At 74.4% G+C, this 23,238-nt stretch carries 20 protein-coding genes; 14 read left to right on the forward strand and 6 right to left on the reverse strand.

Annotated elements, in window-relative coordinates:
* The first annotated feature begins 12 nt into the window (after positions 1-12).
* The 10 genes from SERN_RS09520 to SERN_RS09565 all read left to right on the forward strand — a co-directional run bounded on the left by SERN_RS09520 (position 13) and on the right by SERN_RS09565 (position 7,269).
* Positions 13-729 (forward strand): ABC transporter ATP-binding protein, encoded by a 717-nt coding sequence (locus SERN_RS09520; RefSeq protein WP_135849917.1) that lies wholly within the window; start codon positions 13-15, stop codon positions 727-729.
* Entirely contained in the window at positions 726-2,300 is a 1,575-nt protein-coding gene (locus SERN_RS09525) for a DUF6297 family protein (RefSeq protein ID WP_135849918.1), read from the forward strand. Before SERN_RS09520 ends, SERN_RS09525 begins: the two co-directional genes overlap by 4 nt.
* An 18-nt stretch (positions 2,301-2,318) precedes the next feature.
* Positions 2,319-2,972, forward strand: coding sequence for a 16S rRNA (guanine(966)-N(2))-methyltransferase RsmD (rsmD, locus tag SERN_RS09530; RefSeq protein WP_135849919.1), 654 nt, complete (start codon positions 2,319-2,321; stop codon positions 2,970-2,972).
* A 9-nt stretch (positions 2,973-2,981) separates the two neighbouring features.
* On the forward strand, positions 2,982-3,485 hold the full coding sequence (gene coaD, locus SERN_RS09535; protein WP_135849920.1) for a pantetheine-phosphate adenylyltransferase: 504 nt from the start codon (positions 2,982-2,984) through the stop codon (positions 3,483-3,485).
* Positions 3,482-3,967 carry a hypothetical protein gene (locus tag SERN_RS09540; RefSeq protein WP_135849921.1) on the forward strand — a complete coding sequence of 162 codons (486 nt, stop codon included), beginning with the start codon at positions 3,482-3,484 and terminating at the stop codon, positions 3,965-3,967. The genes coaD and SERN_RS09540 overlap by 4 nt, the downstream gene beginning before the upstream one ends.
* A 75-nt stretch (positions 3,968-4,042) precedes the next feature.
* Positions 4,043-4,636: a YceD family protein gene (locus SERN_RS09545; RefSeq protein ID WP_135849922.1), complete on the forward strand. Its 594-nt coding sequence runs from the start codon at positions 4,043-4,045 to the stop codon at positions 4,634-4,636.
* A gap of 91 nt (positions 4,637-4,727) precedes the next feature.
* Positions 4,728-4,916, forward strand: a complete 189-nt coding sequence (gene rpmF / locus SERN_RS09550; RefSeq protein WP_135849923.1) for a 50S ribosomal protein L32 — start codon at positions 4,728-4,730, stop codon at positions 4,914-4,916.
* Between the two features lie 58 nt (positions 4,917-4,974).
* Positions 4,975-5,640, forward strand: coding sequence for a ribonuclease III (gene rnc / locus SERN_RS09555; protein WP_199241579.1), 666 nt, complete (start codon positions 4,975-4,977; stop codon positions 5,638-5,640).
* Position 5,641: 1 nt separating this feature from the next.
* Positions 5,642-6,568, forward strand: a complete 927-nt coding sequence (gene mutM / locus SERN_RS09560) for a bifunctional DNA-formamidopyrimidine glycosylase/DNA-(apurinic or apyrimidinic site) lyase (protein WP_135849925.1) — start codon at positions 5,642-5,644, stop codon at positions 6,566-6,568.
* Between the two features lie 89 nt (positions 6,569-6,657).
* Positions 6,658-7,269, forward strand: coding sequence for a response regulator (locus SERN_RS09565; RefSeq protein WP_199241605.1), 612 nt, complete (start codon positions 6,658-6,660; stop codon positions 7,267-7,269).
* A 19-nt stretch (positions 7,270-7,288) separates the two neighbouring features.
* Here the strand turns inward: SERN_RS09565 and SERN_RS09570 are convergent, their stop codons facing one another.
* From SERN_RS09570 to SERN_RS09590, 5 genes are read right to left on the reverse strand one after another with little or no spacing between them, the layout of a single operon-like run.
* Positions 7,289-8,983 (reverse strand): GAF domain-containing sensor histidine kinase, encoded by a 1,695-nt coding sequence (locus SERN_RS09570; RefSeq protein ID WP_135849927.1) that lies wholly within the window; start codon positions 8,981-8,983, stop codon positions 7,289-7,291.
* On the reverse strand, positions 8,980-10,689 hold the full coding sequence (gene cydC / locus SERN_RS09575) for a thiol reductant ABC exporter subunit CydC (protein WP_233251598.1): 1,710 nt from the start codon (positions 10,687-10,689) through the stop codon (positions 8,980-8,982). Before cydC ends, SERN_RS09570 begins: the two co-directional genes overlap by 4 nt.
* Positions 10,686-12,377: a thiol reductant ABC exporter subunit CydD gene (gene cydD, locus SERN_RS09580; protein ID WP_135849928.1), complete on the reverse strand. Its 1,692-nt coding sequence runs from the start codon at positions 12,375-12,377 to the stop codon at positions 10,686-10,688. The genes cydC and cydD overlap by 4 nt, the downstream gene beginning before the upstream one ends.
* Entirely contained in the window at positions 12,374-13,426 is a 1,053-nt protein-coding gene (gene cydB, locus SERN_RS09585; RefSeq protein ID WP_135849929.1) for a cytochrome d ubiquinol oxidase subunit II, read from the reverse strand. Before cydB ends, cydD begins: the two co-directional genes overlap by 4 nt.
* Before the next feature lie 18 nt (positions 13,427-13,444).
* Complete coding sequence (locus SERN_RS09590) at positions 13,445-14,980, reverse strand: cytochrome ubiquinol oxidase subunit I (protein WP_135849930.1); 1,536 nt, start codon at positions 14,978-14,980, stop codon at positions 13,445-13,447.
* 398 nt (positions 14,981-15,378) lie between these two features.
* On the opposite strand from SERN_RS09590, the gene SERN_RS09595 reads away from it, so the two are divergent.
* The gene (locus tag SERN_RS09595; protein WP_233251599.1) at positions 15,379-18,687 is read left to right on the forward strand and encodes an Rne/Rng family ribonuclease; all 3,309 of its coding nucleotides are present in this window, start codon (positions 15,379-15,381) and stop codon (positions 18,685-18,687) included.
* Positions 18,688-18,832: 145 nt separating this feature from the next.
* Here the strand turns inward: SERN_RS09595 and SERN_RS09600 are convergent, their stop codons facing one another.
* Positions 18,833-20,824, reverse strand: coding sequence for a hypothetical protein (locus SERN_RS09600; protein WP_135849931.1), 1,992 nt, complete (start codon positions 20,822-20,824; stop codon positions 18,833-18,835).
* 200 nt (positions 20,825-21,024) lie between these two features.
* Here SERN_RS09600 and rplU point away from each other — a divergent pair, with 200 nt between their 5' ends.
* From rplU to obgE, 3 genes are all read left to right on the forward strand, one after another.
* Positions 21,025-21,333: a 50S ribosomal protein L21 gene (rplU, locus tag SERN_RS09605; RefSeq protein ID WP_233251600.1), complete on the forward strand. Its 309-nt coding sequence runs from the start codon at positions 21,025-21,027 to the stop codon at positions 21,331-21,333.
* A gap of 34 nt (positions 21,334-21,367) precedes the next feature.
* Entirely contained in the window at positions 21,368-21,616 is a 249-nt protein-coding gene (gene rpmA, locus SERN_RS09610) for a 50S ribosomal protein L27 (protein ID WP_135849933.1), read from the forward strand.
* Positions 21,617-21,707: 91 nt separating this feature from the next.
* Positions 21,708-23,222: a GTPase ObgE gene (obgE, locus tag SERN_RS09615; RefSeq protein ID WP_135849934.1), complete on the forward strand. Its 1,515-nt coding sequence runs from the start codon at positions 21,708-21,710 to the stop codon at positions 23,220-23,222.
* Positions 23,223-23,238: the final 16 nt, after the last annotated feature.

A 23,238-nucleotide genomic window follows, 5' to 3' on the forward strand; every position in this document is an offset into this window, starting at 1 on the left:
AGGCTGCTCGTCGTGCCTCCCGCGAACTCTGCTGCCCGGGCCGTTCCGGCCGTGCGCGCCACGTCCCTGCTCGTCGGCTACGGGGAGTCGGTGGACTCCGCCGTCTGCCCGCCCGTCACCATCGAGGTGCCCGCCGGTCGGGCGCTCGCGATCGTCGGCGCCAACGGCACCGGCAAGTCCACGCTGCTGCGCGCGTTCGTCGGGCTGCTCCCGGCGCTGTCCGGCAGGGTCGAGGTGCTGGGGCGCGAGGTCGACGAGCGCGAGGCGTCCTTCCGTGCGGCGGTCAGCACCGTGATGGACGAGGACACGAGCTTCCCCTCGCTCACGGTCCGGGAGCACCTCCTGCTGCTCGCGCGCGGTCACGGCGTCAGCCGCGCCAGCGCGCTGGTCACGGAGCTGATCGCCGAGTTCGGCCTCACCGACCGCGCCGCCGCGATGCCGACCGCGCTCTCCTCCGGCCAGCGCCGCCGCATGCTGCTCGCCTCCGCCTTCGTCCGGCCCCGCCGCGTGCTCGTGCTGGACGAGCCGGAGCAGCGCCTGGACGCCGGCATGCGCGACCGGCTCGCGCAGCGCCTGATCGCCGAACGGGCCGACGGCGTCACCGTGATCATGGCCACGCACGACCCCGCGCTCGTCAGCACCGTGGCGACCGAGGCGCTCCTGATCTCCGAGAAGGCCGCCAGGCGGACCTCGCCGAAGGACGCCGTCGCCGCCATCGAGGCGCTGTGAGCGCGACCGACCCGACGCGCCCCACCGGGGACGCCGACGTCGCGGTCGACACCGTCCCCACCGGCGCCCAGCTCCGCTCGCTCACCCGCGCGGCCCGGCGCGGCCACGGCGGCGCCCCGCTCTCGCAGCTCGTGGGTGACATCTACACCTACCTGTTCACGTTCGCCGTGACGGTCGCGATCGCGATCAGCGGCGCGCACGTGCTCGGTGCCGACTTCTCCGGCACCACGTCCACCTCCACGCTCGACGGTCGGTGGCTCTGGATCGTCGCCGGGCTGACGGCGGCGGGTCTGATGCTCGGCGTGCTCGCCCGCCTGGGACCGATCGGCGTCGGCGGCGCCGGCGCCCTGTGGTGGCTCCCGACGCCGGTCGACCGGCTCTCGCTGCTGCGCCCGACGGCGACCTCGTGGATCGCGGTCACCGCGCTCGCCGGCGCCATCGCGGCCGGCGCGATCAGCGCCCTGACCCGCACCGACCCCGGCGAGATCGTCTGGGCCGTGATCGCCGGCGCCGGACTCGGCGCGGCGCTCGCGGCCGCCGTCGCCCTCACGCAGACCGTGCCGTCCACGCGCGCCAGGGTCCGCCGCCTCGCGCTGGTCGGTGACCTGATGGCGGGCGTCGCGGTCGCGGCCTGGATCGCGGTCGGGATCGCCGACGTCGACGCCCCCGTGGTGCCGGCCCTCGCCGTCGCCGTGGTCGGGGTGGTGGCCGGCGTCGTGGCCGTCGTCGTCCTCCTGCGCCGCCTGGCGCAGATCCCCGGGGCGGCGCTGCGCGAGCGCGGCGCCCGGACGGGCATGGCGTCGTTCGCCGTCACCACGCTGGACTTCCGCGAGCTGGGACGCGTGCTGACCGACCCCGGCCGCGACCAGCGTCGTCGCACGCTGTCGATGGGCTGGGTGCGGGGCGTCGTCGGTGCGCTGACGACGGCGGACACCCTGCTCCTGCTGCGCGCCCCGCGCCAGCTCGTGGTGCTGCTGGCGAGCCTCGGGCTGCCGATCGCCGTCGCGTCCTCGGGAACGTCGGAGGTGCTGGCGGCGCTCGCGTTCGTGGTCGGCGTCTACCTCGCCGCCAATGCGGTCACGGCCGGGGCGCGCGAGGCCGAGCACGCGCCCGCGCTCGACCGGGCCTTCGGCGTCTCGGCGCGTGCCGCCCGAGCGATCCGGCTCATCGTGCCGACGCTCGCGTGCCTGCTGTGGTCCGTCGTCGCGATCGGCATCCTGCGCGGCCTCGACGCCGGCTGGGTGATCCAGCTGGTGCTGTTCGCGCCGGCGATCGCCGCCGCGGCGCTCAAGGCCGCCTACCGCAACCCACCGAACTGGGGCGCCCCGCTGGTGGTCTCGCCCATGGGCGCCTACCCGCCCGGCGTCGTGAACTCGCTCGCGACCGGCCCGATCCTCGCGGTCATCGCGTGCCTGCCCGTGGTCATCGCGCTGTTCGTCCAGCCGATGGCGATCCTCGCGTTCGCCCAGGTGCTGGTCACCGGCATCCTCGTGCCGGTCGCGATCCACGCCAAGGCCCGCAAGGCGGGCAAGAGCGGTGGGGCCGGGGCGTTCGGCGGCGCCCGCGCCTGACGCACGTAGGCTGATCGGGTGGCACGGATCATCGCGGGAACGCACGGCGGACGCACGGTCGCCGTCCCGGCGAAGGGGACCCGTCCGACCACGGACAGGGTGCGCGAGGCGCTGTTCGCCCGGCTGGACCACGACGACCTCGTCGACGGTGTGGAGGTCCTGGACCTGTACGCCGGCTCCGGCGCCCTGGGCCTCGAGGCCGCCAGCCGCGGTGCCTCCCGCGTGGTGCTGGTCGAGGCAGCGCGCCAGGCCGCCCAGGTCTGCCGCGACAACGTGACCTCGCTCGGGCTCTCCCGCGTGGTCGAGGTGGTGCCGCGCAGGGTCGAGGCCTACCTCGCGTCCGCTCCGTCGCGCTCCGGCGGCTTCGGGCTGGTGTTCGTGGATCCGCCGTACGAGATGGGGGAGGACGAGCTCGCCAGGGTGCTCGACGCCCTGGTCGCGCACCTGGACGAGGACGACGCCGTCGTGGTCGTCGAGCGGTCGACCCGCAGTCCTGCACCGACGCTCCCGCCCGCCCTGGAGCTGTGGCAGACGCGCACGTACGGCGAGACGGCCCTGCACCTGCTCCACCCGGCGACCGAGCCGGCCTCCGACCCTGCGACCGACCCGACGGCCGAACCCACCCCGGACGGTGCCGCCGACGTCCCCGCCCACGACCACCCGCAGGCTTAGGCTGCACGGGTGCGTACCGCCGTCGTCCCGGGGAGCTTCGACCCGGTCACCCTGGGCCACCTCGACGTCGTGCGCCGCGCGCTCGCCGTGGCCGACGAGGTCGTCGTCGCCGTCGGCCGCAACGCCGGCAAGTCCCCGCTGCTGACCGCGGACGAGCGCCGCGACCTCATCACCTCGGCCGTGGCCGACATCCCCGGCGTCCGCGCCGAGATCATGCCGGGGCTGCTGGTGGACTTCTGCCGCGACCTCGCGCACGCCTCCGGCGGCGACGTCGTCATCGTCAAGGGGCTGCGCGGCGGGGGAGACCTCGACGCCGAGGCGCCCATGGCGGCGATGAACCGCCACCTGTCCGGCGTCGAGACGGTGTTCCTCGTCGGCGCCGGCCACCTGAACCACATCTCGAGCTCGATGGTGCGCGACGTGGCGCGCCACGGCGGACCGATCGACGACCTCGTTCCGGCAGGCGCCGCCGACCTCGTGCGGGCGCGACTTCACCCAGGAGGAACCACATGAGCACGGACCCCGAACGCCAGGCACCGCTGCTGGCCCTGCTGGACGACGTCGCCGACGTCGTCCAGGGCGCGCGCGCCATGCCGATGAGCGCCTCCGTCATCGTCAACAGGGCCGAGCTGCTCGACCTCGTCGCTGCGGCGCGCGACGCCGTGCCCGACCAGGTCGCCGCCGCCGACCAGATCGTCAGCGACGCCGAGGCCGTCCTCTCGCGCGCCAAGGCCGAGGCCGCGCAGATCCTCGCGGACGCGCGGGCCGACGGCGAGCGCCTCGTCTCCGAGCACGAGATCACCCAGGGCGCGCACGGCCGTGCCGCGGAGATCGTGGCCGCGGCGCAGGCCAGGGCCGTCGAGCTCGAGGCCGGGGCGGACTCCTACTGCGACTCGCGGCTGGCACAGTTCGAGGTCGACATCGACGCCGTCAAGCAGCAGGTGCTCGCCGGCCGCGCCCGCCTCGCCGCCCGGCAGGGCGGACGCCTCGAGTAGGGCGTGAGTTAGACTGGTCAGTCGGCCCGCAGGTCTCCGCGCGGTCGACCCACCACTTCCGTCAGGAGCTGCCGCGTGCCCTCACGCTCACCGCTGGTCATCGGGACGCACGACCTCGCGCGTCGTCCCGGGGCGCAGCGCACCCTCGACCTCACCGTGCCGGCGCCCCCCGCGCTCGCCATCGAGGTGATCGGCGTGCCCGAGGGCGCGCCCGTCGAGCTCCACCTCAGGCTCGAGTCCGTCCTCGAGGGCGTGCTCGTGACCGGCGAGGTCCGTGCCCCGCTGGTCGGGGAGTGCGTGCGCTGCCTCGGCGAGGTGACGGACACGGTCGACGTCGACGTCTCCGAGCTCTACGCCTACCCCGGCGCCATCGAGGTGCACCCGGACGACGAGGAGGCCGAGGACATCCAGCTCCTCAAGGGTGACGAGATCGACCTCGAGCAGTCGGTGCGCGACGCCGTCGTGCTCGCGCTGCCGTTCCAGCCCTACTGCCGCCCCGACTGCGCCGGCCTGTGCTCGCAGTGCGGCAAGAACCTCAACGAGGACCCGCACGACCACGACCTGATCGACATCCGGTGGGCGGCTCTGAAGGAGTCGCTGGAGTCGGACGACGAGAACGACGACGACGGGCGCGAGGCCGACAGCGACAGCGAGCGGCCCTCGTCCTGACCGTGGCGCCGATGCCGTAGGATCGTCTGCGGCTCCGAGTGTCTCAACGCACTGATCCGAGCATCGACCTTTGAAGGAATGAGGAATTCCCGTGGCTGTTCCCAAGCGCAAGATGTCGCGCAGCAACACCCGTGCGCGCCGTTCGCAGTGGAAGGCGACCCCGGCGACGCTGAGCACCTGCTCCAAGTGCAAGGCCCCGCGCCTCTCGCACCAGGCGTGCCCGTCCTGCGGCGCCTACGGCGAGCGCACCTACGCCGAGGCGATCCGCTCCGACGCCTGATCTCGTGACGAGATCCACCGCCCCCCGAGGGGGACGATCAGCGCCCCAGGCCAGTCCTGTGGCGCTGATCGCGTCTCTCGGCGAGCAGATCGACCCCGAGCTCCTCGTGCTCGCGCTGACCCACCGGTCGTTCGCGCACGAGAACGGGGGACTGCCCACGAACGAGCGCCTGGAGTTTCTCGGCGACTCGGTCCTCGGCGTCATCGTCACCGAGCACCTCTTCACGAGCCACCCCGACGTCCCGGAGGGGGCCCTGGCCAAGATGCGTGCGGCGTGCGTCTCGCAGCGCGCGCTCGCGAGCGTCGCCGGCCCCCTGGGGCTCGGTTCGGCGCTGCTGCTGGGACGCGGCGAGACGACGTCCGGCGGGGCGGAGAAGGACTCGATCCTCTCCGACACCCTCGAGGCCGTCATCGGGGCCGCCTTCCTCAGCATCGGTCTCGAGCGGACGCGCGCCATGGTGCTGCGGCTGCTGGCCGACCTGCTGACGAACGCCGCGATCGCGGGCGCCGGCCTGGACTGGAAGACCAGCCTCCAGGAGCGGTCGGCCGAGCTCGGCCTCGGCGTTCCCCTCTACACCGTGGAGCACACCGGACCCGACCACGCGCGCACGTTCACGGCACGCGTGACGCTGTCCGGCGTCGAGCACGGTCACGGCGCCGGGACCGCCAAGAAGCACGCCGAGCAGGGCGCCGCCGAGATGGCGTTCCGCTCGCTGTCCGACTGACGTGCCCGAGCTCCCCGAGGTCGAGACGGTCCGCGCCGGCCTCGAGGCGCACGTCGTCGGACGCCGCATCGCCGCCGCGACCGTCGGCTCCACCCGCGCCGCGCGCCGCAGCCTCGGCGGCGCGGCTCACCTCGAGCAGGTGCTGCCCGACGCCGTCGTGACCGCCGCCGTCCGACGCGGCAAGTTCGTCTGGCTGACGCTCGCGGGCGAGCCCTCCCGCGGACCGGCCGAACCGGCCGAGTCCGCCGGCGCCCTCCTGTTCCACCTCGGCATGAGCGGTCAGCTCCTGGTCCGGCAGGACCCGGGTGAGGCGCCGCCCCGCCACCTCGCCGCCCGGCTGACCTTCACCGACGACGGCGTGCTCGACTTCGTCGACCAGCGCACCTTCGGCTACCTCGCGCTGGACGCGCTCGTGCCCACCGCCGACGGCGGACCGGGCGGCGACGCCGGTGCCGGCTCCGCCGGGGCGGTGCTCCCGGTCCAGGTCGCCCACATCGCGCGCGACCTGCTCGACCCCACGCTCGACGTGCCCGCGCTCGTGCGCCGCGTGAAGCTGCGCCGCACGACGATCAAGCGGGCGCTGCTGGACCAGACGCTCGCCTCCGGCGTCGGCAACATCTACGCCGACGAGGCGCTCTGGCGTGCCCGCGTGCATCCCGAACGCCCGATCGCCGCGATGGCGCCCGTCACGATCCGCCGCGTGCTGGACCAGGCGGCCGACGTCATGCGGCAGGCGCTCGTCCAGGGCGGCACGTCCTTCGACGCGCTGTACGTCAACGTCAACGGCGCCTCGGGGTACTTCGACCGGTCGCTCGCGGTCTACGGGCAGGAGGGCCGGGACTGCCCGCGCTGCGGATCGCGCATCGTGCGGCTCGCGTTCGCCAACCGGTCCTCGCACCTGTGCCCGCGGTGCCAGCGGGCGCCGTAGCGCCGCGGCCCTGGCCGGCGGGCCCTTGGTCCCGCACCGGGGCGGGACCGGCTCGGTAGGGTCGAGACGTGAACGAGATCACCAGCGTCATGATCGTGGACGACCACGAGGTCGTCCGTCGCGGCATCGCCGACGTCGTCTCGGCCGCCGACGGCCTCGAGGTGGTCGCCGAGGCCGGAACCGTGGCCGACGCGGCCCGGCGCGGCGAGCTGCTCAAGCCGGCCGTCGCCCTCGTGGACCTGCAGCTGCCCGACGGCACCGGGATCGACGTCGTGCGGGCCCTCGCGGTGTCCTCGCCCGCGACCCGCTCGATCGTGCTGACGTCGTTCGACGACGACGACGCCGTGGCGGCCGCCGTCGAGGCGGGCGCCCGCGCCTACGTCCTCAAGACCGTGCGGGGCGCCGAGATCGTGGACGTGGTCCGCGCCGTCGCCGCGGGTCGCACGCTGCTGGACGAGCGGACGCTCACGCGTCGCCGCCAGGCGCACCCCGATCCGACGTCGTCGCTGACGGCGAGCGAGTCCAAGGTGCTGGACCTGGTGGCGACCGGCATGACCAACCGCGACATCGCCGACGCGCTCGGCCTGGCCGAGAAGACCGTGAAGAACCACGTCACCTCGATGCTCGCCAAGCTCGGCCTCTCGCGCCGCACCCAGGTCATCGCGTGGGTCGCGAGCCAGCACAGCACCACCTGGCGCTGAGGCAGGGGCCTCCCGCACCTCAGCGGATCCACGCCTCCCACAGCAGCTCCGACCCGCCGTCGGGACCCGGCGAGAGCCGGGCCACGCCGTCGTGGTCCTGCGCGCGCGCCGTGAGGTTGGCGAGCCCGCTGCGACGGTCGACGGTGAGGTCGGGACCGCGGCCGTCGTCGCTCACCAGCACGCGGACGGTGCGCGGTGCGACGTCGATCTCCACCCTGGCGCTCGTGGCCTGCGCGTGGCGTGCCACGTTCGACAGGCCCTCGCGCACGACGGCCACGACGTCGTCGCCCAGCTCGACCCCGAGCCTCGCGTCGATCTCGTCCGACTCCCCGCCCCCGGCGTCGATCTCCGCCAGCTGCTCGCCGTCGAGCGTGAGCAGCATGGACGGGGCGAACCCCAGGCTCGAGCGCGCGAGGGACGCCTCCCGCACGAGGCGCTCGACCACGGGCAGCTGCTCGTCGCGGTCGCGCAGCGAGCGCACGATGCCGCGGATCTGGCGCACGCCCTCGTCGACGCCGCCGATCGCGTCCTCGAGCTCGCCCCGGATCTCCTCCTCGCGGGGTGCGCCCGCGAGGAGCCCCTTGGCGTGCTCGAGGCGCATCCCGGTCGCGAACAGCTGCTGGATCGCGAGGTCGTGCAGGTCGCGCGCGATGCGGTTGCGCTCGGACAGCAGCGAGGCGACGTCCTCGGCGTGCCGGGCGGCGGCGAGCTTGAGGGCCAGCGCGGCCTGCGCGCCGAAGTCGTGCGCGACCGCCAGGTCGTTCTGCGTGAAGGCCGGTCGGCCGGGCAGCCGGAAGAGGATCAGGACACCGACGCTCGCCGCGGTGACGTCCCGGGCGCCGCCCGCGCCCCCCGCCCCGCCCCCGCCGGCCTGGAGCGGGGCGTACAGCGCGCGCTCGAAGATGCGCGCCGGCTCGACGAACCGCTCCGCGTCGCGCGAGATGGAGTCCACCAGCAGGCCCGTACCGGTCGTCACGGTCTGTGCCGCTGGTCCGTGCTGGGGGAGCGTCTGGCCGATCAGCGCCTGGGTGTGCTCGCCGTCGACGATCTCCACCACCCACGCGTCGTCGAGCGAGGGCAGGACGATCGCGGCGCCGTCGGCCCCCGCGACCTCCCGGATGCGGTGGGCGACGAGCTGGAGCACGTCCTCCTCGTCGTCCGACCCCTCGAGCAGCTGCGTCGTGATCTCCTGCGACACCGCGAGCCACCGCTCGCGCACCTGCGCCTGCCGGTAGCGACGGGAGTTGTCGATGGCGACGGCGGCCGCGGCCGCGAGCAGCTGCACGGTGTCGACGTCGGAGTCGGTGAACCCGCCCTCCTTCTCGGCCAGGTAGAGCCGGCCGAGGACCACCTCGCCGGCCGTCACCGGCACGCCCAGGAACGAGCGCAGGATCGGGTGACCGGGCGGGTAGCCGCCGAACTGGGGGTGCTGCGTCAGGTCGTCCAGCAGCAGCACGCCCTCGCCGGGCAGCGCGCCGAGCACGCCCGTCCCGCGCGGCGGGTGCCCGAGGGCGCGGACGGTCTCCTCCGGCATGCCGTGCTGGACGAACGTGGAGGTCTCGCCGTGGCTGTCGACCTCGGCCAGCGCGGCGTACGTCGCCCCCGTGTGCTCGGCGGCGTCCAGGACGAGCTGGGCGAGCACCTGCTCGGCGTCGAGCTGCCCGGCCAGGCGCAGCAGGCGGGTCAGGAGTGCCGGACTGACGGGGCTGCTCATGTGCTCGGGCTCATGGTGGTCGTTCCGATCCGTAGGACGGCGTCGGCACGGTCGACGGCGCCGGTGTGGTGGGTCACGACCACGACGCTACGTCCCAGCGCCGTCAGCGCGAGCAGGTCGGCCACGAGCGCGTCGGCGACGTCGGTCGGCAGGTGCTCGCCCGGCTCGTCCAGCAGCAGGAGCGGGGCGCGGCTGACGAGAGCGCGCGCCACGAGCAGGCGCCGTCGCTCGCCGCCCGAGACGGTCTCGCCCGAGATCGGCGTGTCCAGCCCGTCGGGGAGCGTCTCGACCCACGCGGCCAGCCCCGCCTGCTCCAGGGCCCGGACGGCCTCGTCCCGCGTGAGGTCGCCGCGAGCGGCCCTGAGGTTCTCCAGCACGGTGGTGGTGAAGACGTGCGCGTCCTCGGTGGTCAGGGCGACGTGCGCGGTGCGCTCGGCGCCGCGCAGCAGGCGGGGCTCTGTGCCGTCGAGCGTCACCGTGCCGGCGCTCGGCGCGAGCATGCCGGCCAGGGTGAGCAGGAGCGTGGTCTTGCCGGTGCCGCTCGGGCCGACGATCGCGAGGCTCGTGCCAGGCGGGACGCGCAGGTGCAGGTCGGTGACGACGGGGGCGTGGCCGGGCCACGCGCACGCGAGGCCGTCGGCGACGAGGCCGGGCCCGGTGCGGGGCGCGGGCGTCGGTGCCGGTGCCGTCGTCGGTGCCGTCGTCCGGTCGTGGGGGGCCGTCGCACCGCTCCCGGCGTCGGCCAGCAGCGCGGTGATCCGGCGGGCCGCGGCCGCGGAGCGGTGCAGCTGCGTGACGGCGGCGGGCAGCGGCGCCGTCGCCTCGAACGCCGCCAGCGGCAGCAGCACGACGACGCCGAGCTCGGTCGCGGTCAGCGTGCCCGCCAGCAGCGCGGGCACCGCCACGAGCAGCGTCCCGACGACGCTCGCCCCCGTAGCCAGCACCGCCAGCGCGGCCGAGGCGGCCAGCGGGCGCGCGGCTCGACGCTCGGCGTCGGCCGACCGCTCCTGCGCGCGCCCGAGCGCGGCGAGCTCGCTCTCGCGCCGTCCGGAGACCGCGAGATCGGCGGCGCGCGCGACGAGCGACTCGCTCGCCGTCGCCACGTCGGTGCGGGCCTGCACGCGCTCGCGCTCGGCGCGGGCGTCCCCGCGCGCCGCGAGCAGCGGGACGACGAGCGCGCCGACCGCGAGGCACGCCAGCAGCACGAGCGCCGACGCCGGCGAGAACAGCGCGACCGCGACGACCGAGCCGAGCGAGACCACCGCGGCCACGGCGGCGGGGACGAGGCCGCGCACGACGACGTCGCCCACGTCGTCGACGTCGACACCCGTGCGCGCCAGCACGTCGCCGCGGCGCAGCCCCGCCACGCTCTCGGTGCGTCCCCGCGCGAGCCCCTCGTAGACCGCGGTCCGCAGGTTGACGACGCCGCGCAGCGCCACGTCGTGCGCCGCGAGCCGGTCGAGGTAGCGCGAGACGCCGCGCACGATGCCGAACGTCCGCACGCCGACGGCCGCGACGTTGAGGAACATCACCGGCGGTGCCTGCGACGCGCGCACGATGAGCCACGCGGCGACGCCGGACAGTGCCACCGAGGCGGCCAGCGTCAGCGATCCGAGGGCGACGGCGCGCGCCACCAGCGCCCGCCGCAGCCCGAGCAGAGGCAGCACGGCGCGGACGTCGCGCAGGTCCTCGCGCAGCGTGCTCATGCGGGCACCGGCGCGGTGGTCGGCTCCGGGGCGGGGGTCGACCGGACCGTCACGACCCGGTCGGCCGCGGCCAGCATCGTGGGCCGGTGCGCGATGACCACGACGGCGGCCCCCGCCCGCGCCACGGCGCGGACCGCGTCGACGACGGCGGCCTCGTCGCGCGCGGCCAGGTGCGCCGTCGGCTCGTCGAGCACCACGAGGCGTGAACCGCTCACCAGGGCGCGCGTGAGCTCGAGGCGCTGGGTCTGACCGACCGACAGCCCGGAGGACAGCCCGCCCTCGCCGCTGGCCAGCGGCGTGTCCCACCCCCGGGGGAGGGAGGCGACGACGTCGAGCAGCCCGGTCGCGGCCGCGGCGGCGTCGCGGATCGCGTCGTCGGTCGCTCCCACGTGGCTCGCGATCGTGCCGCCGACGGTGGCCACGCGCTGCGGCACCCACGACGTCTGCGCCCACCAGCCGTCCGGCCCGTCGGTCGCGACGTCCGCGAGGTCGGTGCTCCCGTCGTCGTGCTCGAGCCGGATCGCGCCGTCGTCCAGCGGCTGCAGCCGGAGCAGCGTCATCGCCGCGGTGGTCTTGCCGGCCCCGCTGGCGCCCGCGAGCGCCGTCACGCACCCGGGTTCGACGACGGCGTGCAGGTTGCCCGGCGCGAGGTAGCCGCGGTCGCCCGCGCGCACCCCGACACCCGTCAGGTGCAGCCGCGTCCAGGCCGGGACGGGCCGCGTACCGGCGGCGGGGAGCGGCTCCTGCAGCACCTCGAACGTCCGCTGCGCCGCAGCCAGGCCGTTGGTGGAGGCGTGGAACTGGGCGCCGACGGCGCGCAGCGGCAGGTAGATCTCGGGTGCGAGGATGAGCACGGTCAGGCCCGTGGTGAGGTCGATGTGGCCGTAGACGAGCCGCATCCCGATCTCGACGGCGACCAGCGCGACCGCGAGCGACGCGAGCAGCTCCAGCACGGCGCCGGACAGGAAGGCCACCCGCAGCGTCTGCATCGTGGTGCGGCGGTAGGCGTCGCCGAGCTGGCGCACGCGCCGACCCGGACCGATCTCGCGACCGAGCGCGCGCAGCGTCGTCAGCCCGGCGAGGAGGTCGAGCAGCTGCGAACCCTGGCGGGTGAGGGCGGCGAGCCGCTCGTCGGCGTAGGTGCGCGTCGTGACGCCCACGAGCCACATGAACAGCGGGACGAGCGGCAGCGTGACGGCGATGATGACGCCGGAGATCAGGTCGAGCCGCAGCACCACGACCAGCGCGATCGGCGTGAGGATCGCCGTCAGCAGCAGCTGGGGCAGGTAGCCGGTCAGGTAGGGGACGAGGTCGTCGAGCCCGCGCGTGGCCAGCACGGTGACGTCGTCGCCGCGCCGGACCCGCCACCGGTGCGGCATCCGCGTGGCGTGGCGCAGCAGCGCACCGCGCAGCTCGCCGACGGTGGCGACGGCGGCGCTCTGACCGAGCCGCTCGCGCAGCCAGACCAGACCGGTGCGAGCGAGGACGGCGCCGAGCAGCACGCCGACCGCCGGGAGGACGTCGACCAGCTCGGCTCGACCCTCGACGACGGGGGCGAGCGCGTGCGCGATCGCGAACGCGCTGACGATCACCGCGAGCGTCGCCCCCACCGACAGCAGCGCCGCGAGCACGACGAACGTGCGCGCCGAACGCGCGTGGCGCAGCAGCCGGGGGTCGAGGGGCTTCACGGGGCGGTGGGGGCTTGCTCGCCACCGGCCGCGGCCGCCGCCAGCTCGCTCGGCTGGGGCGGGATGGACTCGCGCGAGAGGCGCTTGCTGAAGACCTTGAACGTCCAGCCCTGGTAGAGCAGCACGACGGGCACGAGGAAGAGCGCGACCCAGGACATGACCATGAGGGAGTACGGCGAGGCGCTCGCGTTGGCGATGGTGAGCGAGGTCGCGGGGTCGGTGCCGGGCATGACGGCGGGGAAGATCGAGCCGAACACGAGCACGACGAGCAGACCGATGGCGACGGCGTTGGACGTGAAGGCCCAGCCCTCGCGCCGTGCGCGGGTGGCGGCGACGACGCCGACGAGGGCCGCGGCGACGACGGCGACCACCGCCCAGGTCCACGCGTTGCGCGAGTGGGCGAGCTGCGCCCACAGCACCCACACCCCGGTGACGACGGCGCTCGGCACCGCGAGCCGGGCGGCGAGCGCCACGGCCCGCTGCTGGTACTCGCCCGCGGTCTTCAGCGCGAGGAACACGGCCCCGTGGGTGAGGAACAGCGACAGCGTGACGGCGCCGCCCAGGAGCGCGAAGGGATCGAAGATCGCCAGCAGGCCGCCCACGTACTGCATGTCGCCGTCGATCTCGACGCCGCGCACGAAGTTGGCGAAGATGACGCCCCACAGGAACGCCGGCACCCACGACCCGATCTCGATGCAGCGGTCCCAGCCCTCGCGCCAGCGCGGGGTGTCGACCTTGTGGCGGTACTCGAAGGAGACCCCGCGCAGGATCAGCGCGACGAGGATGAGCAGCAGCGGCACGTAGAAGCCGGACAGCAGCGTGGCGTACCAGTGCGGGAACGCCGCGAACGTGGCACCGATCGCGGTGATGAGCCAGACCTCGTTGCCGTCCCAGATCGGGCCGATCGTGTTGATCGCCAGGCGGCGGTCGGTGTTGTCCTTCGCCAGCGGGCGCATCAGCATGCCGACACCGAAGTCGAAGCCCTCCAGGACGAGGTAGCCGGTCCACAGGACGGCGATGAGCAGGAACCAGAGCGTCGCGAGATCCATGGTCGGTGTCGTCCCGTCTCAGTAGGCGAAGTCGAGGGGCTTCACGGCGGCGTCACCGGCGCTGCCGGTGCCCTCGCCGTCGGCCGTGTCCTCGCGGTCGGGGGAGTCGGGTGCGGCATCGGGCACGCCGGCCAGGACGTCCTTGCGCAGGAGTCGCAGCCACACGACGGCGAGCGCACCGTAGATGAGCGTGAACGCCACCAGCGAGAGCAGGACGGTCGGTGCCGAGACCACGGTCGAGACGCCGTCGGCCGTCCGCAGCCGGATGTCGAGATCGCCGTCGGCGCCGATGTTCGGGACCACCACCCAGGGCTGCCGTCCCATCTCTGTGAAGACCCAGCCGGAGATGTTCGCCAGGAACGGTGCGGGCAGGGCGATCAGGCACAGCCGCGAGAACCAGGGGCTGTCGGTGACGCGACCGCGGCGCAGCGTCCAGAGCGCCGCCAGGGCGAGCGCACCGGAGACGACCGCGAACCCGATCATGAGGCGGAAGGACCAGTAGCTGATCATCAGGTTCGGGATGTACTGCATGTCCGCGCCGTAGGAGTCGCCGAACTCCGCCGCGAACGCCTCCTGGACGTCGTTGGTCCCCGGCACGTAGCTCTCCTCGCCGCTGAAGCTGCCGGTCGCGAGGAACGACGTCAGGCCGGGGATCGACAGGACGTGCACCAGGTCGTCGCACGCGTCGGGGTCGCCGACGGTGCCGTTTAGGTTGCCGAGCGTGAGGAGCGAGAACGGTGCGGCCTCCTGGCCGACGCACAGCGACTCGGCGGCCGACATCTTGCCCGGCTGCTGCTCGTACATGACCTTGGCCTGCTGGTCGCCGGTGATCGCGAGCCCGACGCCGGAGACGACGATGGCGATGAGGCCCACGTAGGCGGCGGGCCGGTAGATCGTCCGGGCCTTCTCGACCTCGCCGCGCCGGACCGAGCGCACGATCCACCAGCCGGCGATGCCGGCCACGAACGTGCCGCCGACGAGCCATGCGGCGGTGATGACGTGCGGGAACGCGGCCAGCGTCGTGGGGTTGGTCAGGACCGCGCCGATGTCGTTGAGCTGGGCCCGGCCGAGCTCCTCGTTCCACTCGGCACCCACGGGGTGCTGCATGAAGGAGTTGGCCGCGAGGATGAAGTACGCCGACGCGGTCGTGGAGAGCGCGACCATCCAGATGCACATCAGGTGGACGCGGCGCGAGAGCTTCTCCCAGCCGAAGATCCACAGGCCGAGGAACGTGGACTCGACGAAGAACGCCGCGAGGGCCTCCATGGCCAGCGGGGCGCCGAACACGTCGCCCACGAAGCGCGAGTACTCGCTCCAGTTCATCCCGAACTGGAACTCCTGCACGATGCCGGTGACGACGCCGATGGCGAAGTTGACCAGCAGCAGCTTGCCGAAGAACCGGGTGATGCGCAGCCAGCGCTCGTCGTTCGTCCGGTGCCAGATCGTCTGCATGATCGCCACGAGCGTCGCCAGGCCGATCGTGAGCGGCACGAAGACGAAGTGGTAGACGGTCGTGATGCCGAACTGCCAGCGGGCGAGGTCGAGCTCTTCCATGGTTCTCCTGCCGGTGCGTGCCCGCGGGCGATCGGGTCTGCTCCACCGTAGGAGCGGGGCGACGGCGGGGGAGGGGACCTTGGTCCCGGGTCTGCCGCGTCGCGGGGTGTCGCAGGATCGCTCGCCGGGTGCCCTGTGCGATACTGGGCTCGGCCGGAAGGGGCACACCTACCTCCCGGCTCGACGTCGGCTCCGTCCCTTGCTGGACAGCCCTGCTCCGCCTCGCACCGCCAGGTCATCGTCACCCGGCGTCGTGCGGCGACGAGGGTGACGTGCAGACGACGTCGGCCCCGCCTGGGGCACCACAGACTTCCGGTGCCGGACCTCGGTCCGGCTCCGATCGACACAGCACGGGTCATCGAACTGGTGTGGCGGTACCCGTGAGCATGGAGCCTCACATGGCAACCGACGACAACTCCGTCGCCACCGGGACCGACGCGGGAGAGGGTGCGGCCGCAGCGCCCGCCCCCAGGCGTCGAGCCCCCCGCCGCGCCACCCGCGGCGTCGTGACCACCCCGGACGCGCCCGCGGCGTCCGCGACGCCCTCCCCGACCGACGAGCAGCCCGCTCCCGCGTCGCAGACCGCCGCTGCCGCCCCCGTCGCCGCTGCTCCGGCCGCCGAGCCCGTGGCTGCTGCCGAGGCCGCCCCCGCCGCGGCGCCCCGCAAGCGCGCCCCCCGCCGCGCGAGCACCGCGAGCGTCGTGACCCCGGCCGAGGTCGTCGAGCCCTCCTCCGCGACGGCGGCCGCCGCCGTCGAGGCGGGAGCCGACGAGCGTGCCGAGGCCGTCGAGGCGCCCGAGGCGCCCAAGAAGGCCCGCGCCCCCCGCAAGTCCCGCGCCAAGGCGGCGGCGGAGCCCGTCACCGAGGCCGCCCCCGTCGACGAGCCCGTCGCCGCGCAGCCCGCTCCCGCCGACGAGGCTCCCGCCCCGCTGAAGAAGCCCCGCCGCTCGCGCGCCAAGAAGGTCGCCGAGCCCGAGGTGGCCGCCGAGCCCGTCGAGCCCGAGACCGCGCAGCCGGCGGCGGACGATGCGGTCGACGGCGAGACGCCCACCGCGTCTTCGCTGAACCCGTTCTCCGCCCCGCGCACCGTCGTCGCGCCGACGCGCGACCCCGAGCAGCGCATCGACGTCCTGGCCGCGTTCGGCCTCGGGACCGCCGCCCCGGTGTCCCGGACGGCCGCCGCGCAGCCGACCGAGCCCGAGCCGGCCGAGGACGAGGTGGACGAGGACGCCGAGGACGAGCAGGCCCCCGAGACCGAGACCGAGGACCCCCGCCTGCCCGCGGCCGCGCTGCTGTTCCAGCCGCCGACCGCACGCCGCCGTCGCCGTCGCAGCGACGACGCCGAGGGCTCGGAGGCCGCCAGCACCACCGGAGCCGGTGCCGCGGACCCCGCCCCGACCGAGCAGGCCGGCGAGCAGGCCGGCGAGCAGCAGCCGAGCGGTCGCTCGCGCGGCCGCCGCAGCGGACGCCGTGGCGGTCGCCGCGAGGAGACCCCCGTCGTCGACGAGACGACGACGGTCGAGGACGACGTCGAGCTCGACCTCGACGTCGACGCCGTCGACCCCGAGGACACCGCGACCGGCGCGGCAGAGGACGAGAACGACGACGAGGCCGACGGCGACCGCGACCAGGGTCGCCGCCGTCGCCGCCGCGGCGGCCGCGGCCGCAAGCGCCCCGTCGGTGGCGAGTCCGACGACGACGGCGAGTCCGACACGGACACGTCGGCGACCGAGCGCGACTCCGACGTCGACACCGACGGCGGAGCCGCCGCCGCCGACGCCGGCGAGGGCGACTCCGACGCGGGTGACGACGACGGTGCCGGATCGTCGCGCCGCCGTCGCCGCCGCCGCGGACGCCGTTCCGAGGACGGTGGCTCGGCCCCCGCGTCCGCCGCCCCGGCGCGCGCCCCGCGTGACGAGGTCACCGCGCTCAAGGGCTCCACCCGCCTGGAGGCCAAGCGTCTGCGACGCCGCGAGGGCCGCGACGCCGGTCGCCGTCGCCAGATCATCACCGAGGCCGAGTTCCTCGCGCGCCGCGAGAGCGTGCAGCGCGACATGGTGGTGCGCGAGCGCGCCGGCATGACGCAGATCGCGGTCATGGAGGACGGCGTGCTCGTGGAGCACTACGTCGCCCAGGAGAAGCAGACCTCGATGGTCGGCAACGTCTACCTCGGTCGCGTGCAGAACGTCCTCCCCAGCATGGAGGCCGCGTTCGTCGACCTCGGCAAGGGCCGCAACGCGGTCCTGTACGCCGGCGAGGTCAACTGGGAGGCCGCAGGACTCGAGGGCCAGCCGCGGCGCATCGAGCAGGCACTCAAGTCCGGCGACCAGATCCTCGTGCAGGTCACCAAGGACCCGATCGGGCACAAGGGTGCGCGGCTGACCTCGCAGATCACGCTCGCCGGCCGCTACCTCGTCCTCGTACCGAGCGGCGCCATGACGGGCATCTCGCGCAAGCTCCCCGAGAACGAGCGCGCCCGCCTGAAGAAGCTCCTCAAGGAGATCGTCCCGGCCGGACAGGGCGTCATCGTGCGCACGGCCGCCGAGGGCGCCAGCGAGGAGGAGCTGCGTCGCGACGTCGAGCGCCTCACGGGCGAGTGGGCCGACATCTCGGCCCGCACCTCGGCCAAGAAGGTGACGGCGCCGGCACTGCTGAAGGGCGAGCCCGAGCTCGCGCTGCGCGTGGTCCGCGACGTGTTCAACGAGGACTTCGCCTCGCTCACCGTCGCCGGCAACGGCGCGTGGGAGACCATCTCCGGCTACGTCACCTCGGTGGCCCCGGACCTGGCGGAGCGGCTGCACCACTGGAGCGGCGGCGAGGACGTGTTCGCGAGCAAGCGCATCGACGAGCAGCTCGCCAAGGGCATGGACCGGAAGGTCTGGCTGCCCTCGGGCGGTTCGCTCGTCATCGACCGCACCGAGGCCATGACGGTCGTGGACGTCAACACGGGCAAGTTCACCGGATCCGGTGGCACGCTCGAGGAGACCGTCACGCGCAACAACCTCGAGGCCGCCGAGGAGATCGTCCGCCAGCTCCGGCTGCGCGACATCGGCGGGATCATCGTCGTCGACTTCATCGACATGGTGCTCGAGTCCAACCGGGACCTCGTGCTCCGACGCCTCATCGAGTGCCTCGGCCGCGACCGCACGCGGCACCAGGTCGCCGAGGTCACGTCGCTCGGGCTGGTGCAGATGACCCGCAAGCGCGTGGGTCAGGGTCTCGTGGAGGCGTTCTCCACGCCGTGCGAGCACTGCCACGGCCGCGGCTTCATGGTCTCCTCGCAGCCGCACGAGCACGTCGAGCCCGAGGTCGAGCAGGAGGACGCCGAGTCGTCCTCGCGCGGTTCGCGCCGTCGTGGTGGCCGCGCCACCCGCACCGCGGGCGCACCGGCCCCGGCCCCCGCCCCCGCGGTCGAGGTGGATCCCGCGGCCCGCGAGGCCGTCAAGGCCACGCTCGCGCAGATCGCGGCCGCCGCGCAGCACGCGCACGACCACGACGGTGCCGAGGGGTCGGAGGTCGCGGTGAGCGCCGAGGACGCCGTGAGCGCTGACGGCGCACCGGACGAGGCAGGCACGGAGTCCGCCGAGGAGACGCCGTCCGCCGACGAGGCGGGCACTGACCAGGTGGACACCGATGAGGTGGGCGCCGAGGCGCCCGCCGAGGACGCCGTCGCCTCCGAGGCCGACGAGGACACCGCGGGCGCCTGAGCGGCCCCGCACGCAGCAGCGCCCCCGGCACCCGGTGCCGGGGGCGCTGCTGTCTCCCTGGCCGAGCGTCGGCCGCGCGCCGGCCGAGCGTCGGCCGAGCGTCGGCCGCGCGCGGACCTGGCCGGGGTCGACCGGCCGACCTGCGCTACGGCTTCGTGCGCCCGATCCGGAGGTGCGTGGCGAGCGCGACCGCGGCCGCGCCGCCGTAGGTGAGGGCGACGGTGACGAGCGCGAGCCACTGCGAGCGGTCGGGCCCCGCGAGGCTGAGCAGCGCGGCCGGCGTGGCGGCGAACCCCAGGATCAGCAGGCCGCGCGGTCGCGGCCCGAACGTCCGGGCGCCCGCGGCGGCGGATCCGCGCACCACGGCGTCCTGACCGAGTCGCGGGAGGGGCGCGGCCTCCTGGTCGGCGAGCTCGAGCCGGGCGCGACGGGCGAACGCCTCCAGATCGGCGTAGCGGTGGGCCGGCGCCCACTCGGCCGCGGGCAGCACGGCGCGCCAGCGACCGCGGGCGTCCGACAGCGCGAACCCCCAGGCGCGGTCGTCCTGGAGGAGCCGGACGAGCCGCGTGACGCCGAGGTCGGCGTCCTGCGGCCCCGGCACCCACGTCTCGTGGCCCGACGCCGACCGGATCACCAGGAACCGGTCCGTCAGCGTGAGGCGGGGACGCCCGGGCGTGCCGGGGGAGTAGCTCGCGCGTCGCGCCGGGCGGGGCACGGCGTCCCGCAGCAGCGCCACGAGCCAGGACACCCAGGGTTCGGCGACGACGGCCAGAGCGAGCACGAGGATGCTCAGCTGGAAGGCGTTGCGGCCCCCGCCCGGCCAGATCAGCAGCGGGGCCAGCGCGATCAGCCACGGGGTGACAGGGCGGATCCAGCCGGAGATCGACGACCCCGGCCCCAGGTCGGTGTTCCACCAGCGCGAGCGCGCCCGCCGACGCGATGCGACCCGGGCCGGCGCGAGGTCGCGCCCCCGGTACGGTGCGCGGTCCTCGCCGGCGCGCAGCGTGCCGAGCGTGTCGGTGGCCGACGGCGGGTGGGCGACGCCCCGCAGGAGCGGCACGCCGATCGTCGTCGCCCCGCGTGCCACGCCGATCGCGTGCAGCGCGAGGACGCCTCGCGCGGCGCCGAGGGGGAGGTCGCCGATCGTCGAGTCCACGAGCGCCTGGTCCACGACGGTGGTCGGCTGGCTCGCCCAGTCCGCGACGACGAACGCCACCAGGCTGCGCCCGGTCGTGTCGAGCACGTGGACGGTCCCCAGCGCATCGTGCTCGGGGCCGGTGACCGCGGCCTCGTCCGGTGCCGTGGCGACCTCGGGTGCCGTCGTGACGGGCGGCGCGACCCAGAGGAGCGATCCGATGGGGCTGCTCTGGCCGACGGAGATCCGTCCGGCGCTCGTGACGATCTCCACGCGGCCGGGTGTGAACCGCACGCGGGCGCGCTGCGCCCACCGGCGCACCGGGGCGGCGCGCCCCGCGGGGTAGAGCTCGACGTCGCCCCCGACGCCGGGCAGCTCCGGCGTCCCCGGGTGCGCCGCGGCGTGCACGTGCGCGACGACGACGTCGGCCAGCCGCTCGACCCGCGCCGACGCCAGCGCCACCTCGGCGAGCCACGGCACGATGACCACGGCGGGGGAGTGCCGGCGGGGAACGGACCCGAGGGTGCGCACCGCCGACGCCAGGGACGTCAGGGCGCCGCGCAGCGAGACGCGCAGGCCGTAGATCATCTCGGTGGAGGTCGCCAGCGGCACGTCCAGCACGAGGGCGCCCAGCGGCGTGCGCGGTTCGAACGGGAACGGCGCGGGGTTGGCCGCGAACGCGGCCAGGTCGGCGATCGAGGTGTCCCCGACCATCCGGGCGGCGAGGTCGAGCTGGCCGCGCGCGTAGGAGAACGCCTCGTGCAGGTCGTCGTCGGTCCCCGCCAGCAGGTCGACGGCGTCCTCGACCGCCAGCAGAGCCGTGCGGACGGCCTCGGACGCGCCGGCGACGGGGTCGGCGTCGAGCGCCAGGAGGCGGGTGGCGGGCCCGTTCACGACGAGGCGCGGATCCGGCCCGCGGGGCGGCAGCGACGCCGAGCGCGTGACTTGGGAGACCCGGGCGGCGAAGCGGCGTGCCGACGTGGAGGGCGCGGTGGAAGTCATCACTGGGCACAGTAGCGAAGCCGCCGTGGCGCCGCGGGATGCTCGGGGTGGGCGCATTTGACCCGGGGGGCGGCGCTGCGTAATCTTGACCGTCGGCGTGCGCTCGTCTGTGCATGCCGAAAAAGCCCAGCTGCTGCTCTCCCGGGACGGTCACCCGTCCGTCGGTTGACGTGCAGCAGTCCGATGAGGAGAGATGCACCGTGGTTTACGCGATCGTCAAGATGAGCGGCCGTCAGGAGAAGGTGGCCGTCGGTGACATCGTCGTCGGCAACCGAGTTGAGGGGAAGGTCGGCGACACGCTCGAGCTGACCCCCATCCTCCTCGTCGACGGCGAGAAGGTCACCTCGGCCGCCAACGAGCTGGCCAAGGTCAAGGTCTCTGCTGAGATCGTTCGGGACGAGAAGGGCCCGAAGATCATCATCATGAAGTACAAGAACAAGACCGGTTACCGCAAGCGTCAGGGTCACCGTCAGCCGCTGACCCGCTTCAAGGTCACCTCGATCGCCTGAGCCGTTCGGCTCCCATCAGAAAGGAGTGTGCGTCATGGCACACAAGAAGGGCGCAAGCTCCTCCCGCAACGGTCGCGACTCCAACGCTCAGCGTCTGGGCGTCAAGCGCTTCGGTGGTCAGGTCGTCAAGGCCGGCGAGATCATCGTGCGTCAGCGCGGCACCCACTTCCACCCGGGCGAGAACGTCGGCCGCGGTGGGGACGACACCCTGTTCGCCCTGCAGCCGGGTGCCGTCCAGTTCGGTCAGCGTCGCGGTCGTCGCGTGATCGACATCGTCGCCTGAGCCCAGCTCGGCGCATCTGTTTTCCCGCGAGGGGGCGTACCGCACAGGCGGTACGCCCCCTCGCGGCATGTGCATTTCCTGAGGAGTTGTCGTGGTCTCGTTCGTTGACCGGGTAGTGCTGCACGTGAGTGGTGGCGACGGCGGGAACGGCTGCGCCTCCGTCCGTCGCGAGAAGTTCAAGCCGCTCGGTGGTCCCGACGGTGCCAACGGCGGCAGCGGCGGTGACGTGACGCTCGCCGTCGACCCGCAGATCACGACGCTGCTGGACTACCACCACCGTCCCCACCGGCACGCCGAGTCCGGGGGCGAGGGCAAGGGCGACCTGCGCCACGGCAAGAACGGCTCCGACATCGTGCTCGGGGTCCCCGACGGCACGGTCGTGCGCGACGTCGACGGCACCGTGCTCGCCGACCTCGTCGGCGCCGGCGCCCGCTACGTCATCGCTCGCGGCGGCCAGGGCGGGCTCGGGAACGCCGCGCTGGCCTCGCCCAAGCGCAAGGCCCCCGGGTTCGCGCTGCTCGGCGAGCCCGGCGACGAGGCTGAGGTCGTCCTCGAGCTCAAGTCCGTCGCCGACGTCGCCCTCGTCGGCTTCCCGAGCGCCGGCAAGTCCTCGCTCATCGCCGCCATCAGTGCGGCCCGGCCCAAGATCGCCGACTACCCGTTCACGACGCTGGTGCCGAACCTCGGCGTCGTCCAGGCGGGCGACGAACGCTACACCGTCGCCGACGTCCCTGGTCTCATCCCCGGGGCGAGCGAGGGCAAGGGCCTCGGCCTGGAGTTCCTGCGCCACATCGAGCGGTGCGCCGTCCTGGTCCACGTCCTCGACTGCGCGACGCTCGAGCAGCGCCGCGACCCGATCACCGACCTCGACGTCATCCTCGGTGAGCTCGCCGCCTACGCGCCGGACCTCGAGATCGCCGGTGGTCGCGTGCCGATCCTCGAGCGTCCGCAGCTCGTCGTGCTGCACAAGGTCGACGTGCCGGAGGCCCGGGAGCTCGCCGAGTTCGTGCGCCCCGAGCTCGAGGCGCGCGGCTTCCGCGTGTTCGAGGCCTCGAGCGCGTCGCACGACGGTCTGCGCGAGCTGACCTTTGCGCTCGGCGCCCTGGTCCGTGAGGCCCGTCTGAACGAGCCCGCGCCCGAGCCCGCACCGGTCGTCATCCGGCCGCGTGCGCACGGCGACGCCGGCTTCACGATCGACCGCGTCACCACGCCCGACGGCGAGGTGTTCCAGATCCGCGGCGACAAGCCGGAGCGCTGGGTGCGCCAGACCGCCTTCTCCAACGACGAGGCCGTCGGCTACCTCGCCGACAGGCTCAACCGCATCGGCATCGAGCAGGCGCTGGCGAAGGCCGGTGCCGTGCCTGGCAGCACCGTGGTCATCGGCGAGATGGTGGGCGGCGTCATCTTCGACTGGGAGCCGACCACGATGACCGGTGCCGAGCTGCTGTCCCCGCGCGGGTTCGACCCGCGCCTGGAGGCCGAGCGCCGCCGGACCACGCCCGAACGCCTCGAGCAGTACAAGGCGCGCATGGACGGCAAGACGGCGGCCCGCGACCAGCTGCGGCGCGACCGCGACGAGGGTCTCTGGACGAGCTCGGAGGAGTGAGCGGCACCGTGGGCGA

It is taken from the genome of Serinibacter arcticus (assembly GCF_004786095.1).
Taxonomy (GTDB): Bacteria; Actinomycetota; Actinomycetes; order Actinomycetales; family Beutenbergiaceae; genus Litorihabitans; species Litorihabitans arcticus.